The sequence below is a fragment of the Dietzia sp. DQ11-44 genome, from assembly GCF_014145205.1.
Lineage (GTDB): Bacteria > Actinomycetota > Actinomycetes > Mycobacteriales > Mycobacteriaceae > Dietzia > Dietzia natronolimnaea.
The window spans coordinates 1-2,387 of sequence record NZ_JAALEC010000564.1; the positions used below are offsets into that span (position 1 = coordinate 1).

At 71.6% G+C, this 2,387-nt stretch carries 2 protein-coding genes; one reads left to right on the forward strand and one right to left on the reverse strand.

Features of this window, described 5'->3' with window-relative positions:
- Nucleotides 1-1,129: formate-dependent phosphoribosylglycinamide formyltransferase (gene purT / locus G6018_RS13470; protein ID WP_182639880.1), on the reverse strand; the 1,129-nt coding region annotated here is incomplete at its 3' end.
- Nucleotides 1,130-1,238: 109 nt separating this feature from the next.
- On the opposite strand from purT, the gene G6018_RS13475 reads away from it, so the two are divergent.
- A complete protein-coding gene (locus G6018_RS13475) occupies nt 1,239-2,336 on the forward strand; it encodes a CoA transferase (protein WP_182639881.1) in 1,098 nt (365 codons plus the stop codon).
- The last annotated feature ends 51 nt before the right edge of the window (nt 2,337-2,387 follow it).

Consider the following 2,387-nt stretch of genomic DNA (forward strand, 5'->3'; position numbering starts at 1 on the left):
GCACGGCGAGCGCGCGGGCCACACCCTCGAACCCGACCCCCTCGGCCGTCCCGCCTGCGGAGCTGTCCTCGCCGCCGCCGATACCGGACCCGCCGTAGATCACCGCCGACGCGCCCGGGCTGGACATGGTGGTGACCACCGGCAGTCCCAGGACGGCCCGCGCGTGCATGTCGAACTCGCTGAGGACCTGGCTGCGCAGCGTCACCAGACCGGTGTCGTGCGGCCGCGGGCTGACCTCGGAGAAGTAGACGTCCACGCCCTGGACGAACAGCTCGACCCCGAACACGCCCACCCCGCCGAGGGCGCCGGTCACGCGCGCCGCCACCGAGCGCGCCGAGTCGTAGGCGTCCTGCGTCATGGCCTGCGGCTGCCACGATTCGACGTAGTCGCCGCGCTCCTGACGGTGACCGATCGGCTCGCAGAAGTCGGTCCGGATCTCCCCCGTCCGCGGGTCCACGCTGCGGACGGTGAGCAGGGTGATCTCGTACTCGAAGTCCACGAACGACTCCACGATCACGCGCGCCCCCGCGACTCGGGCGCCGGACTGCGCGTAGTTCCATGCCGTTTCCACGTCCTCGGGACCGTGGAGGGACGACTGTCCCTTACCCGACGACGACATGGTGGGCTTGACCAGGCACGGGAACCCGATCCGGGAGCACGCCTCCTGCAGTTCCTCCAGCGAGGACGCGAACGCGTAGCGGCTCGTCGGCAGGCCCAGCTCCTCGGCGGCGAGGCGCCGGATGCCCTCACGGTCCATGGTCAGCTGGACGGCACGGGCGGTGGGGACCACCCGGGCCAGCCCGTCCTGCTCGATCTGCGCCAGCGCTGCGGTGGCGATGGCCTCGATCTCCGGCAGGATCACCTGCGGCTTCTCGAGTTCCACCACCCGGCGCACCTCGTCGGCGTCCGTCATGTCGATGGTGTGGCTGCGGTGCGCGACCTGGTGGGCGGGGGCGCCGGCGTACCGGTCCACCGCGATCACCTCGACCCCCAGCCGTTGCAGCGCGATCGTGACCTCCTTGCCCAGTTCACCGGAGCCCAGCAGCATCACGCGGGTGGCCTCCGGGGTGCCCGGCGTACCGACGCGGTCGACGACTGGCGGGGCGAGGGGATCGTGCGCTGCGGTCATGGCGCCCACGCTAGTAGACCCCCGTCGCCGGCCTCTATCGCGTGCTCCCCCGCTCCCGCGGACCGGCAGGCGATAACGTGTGTGCAACGCCACACGAAAGGGCACACCTGTGACCACTGCCTCCCCCGGCCCCCTTGCCGGCATCCGCGTCGTCGAACTCAACGGCATCGGCCCCGGCCCCCACGCCTGCATGATGCTGGCGGACCTGGGGGCCGACGTCGTGACCGTCATGCGCCCCGGGGAGCTCGACACCCAGGTCGGCGGCTGGGCGCACATCACCCGCCGCGGCCGGACGGTGGTGGAGGCCAACCTCAAGAGCGACGAGGGCCTGGCGCAGGTGCGCGGTCTCATCGCCAAGGCGGACGTGCTGGTCGAGGGCTTCCGCCCCGGGGTCACCGAGCGGATGGGCCTCGGTCCCGACGAGTGCCTCGAGTCCAACCCGCGGCTCGTGTACGCGCGGATGACCGGCTGGGGCCAGCACGGCCCGCTCGCGCACACCGCCGGCCACGACCTCAACTACATCTCGCTGACCGGCCATCTCAACGCCACCGCCCGCAAGGGCGAGCGCCCCGTGCCGCCGCTCAACCTCGTCGGCGACTTCGGCGGCGGGTCGATGTTCCTCATCCAGGGCATCCTCGCCGCGATCATCGAGCGCGCCACGTCCGGCAAGGGCCAGGTCATCGATGCCGCCATGACCGACGGCGCCTCCGTGCTGGGCCAGTTCCAGTGGGCCATGCGTGCCCGCGACCAGTGGTCGGACGTCGCCGGGACCAACATGCTCGACACCGGGTTCCCGTTCTACGACGTCTACACCTGCTCAGACGGCAGGTTCATGGCCGTGGGCTGCCTCGAGCCGCAGTTCTACGCGGAGTTCGCGCGACTGATGGGCATCGACGGCGAGGGCATGCCCGGACAGTTCGACATGGACCGCTGGGACGAACTGCGCGAGATCATCGCCGGAAAGTTCGCCGAGAAGCCCCGCGACGAGTGGGCCGAGCTCTTCTACGGCACCGACGCCTGCACCACCCCGGTGCTGACCTACACCGAGGCGCTGTCCCATCCCCATATGACGGCGAGGGAGACCTTCGTCGAGGTCGGCGGGGACATGGGGCCGGCGCCCGCGCCGCGGTTCTCGCGCACTCCGGCGCCCGCCGTCCCGGCCGCGCCGCCGCATGAGGTGACGCCGGTCGAGCAGGTCTGGGCCTGACCATGAGCGGGCCGGGAGCCACTTCTCACTCGCCGGGCAGTGGCTCCCCCA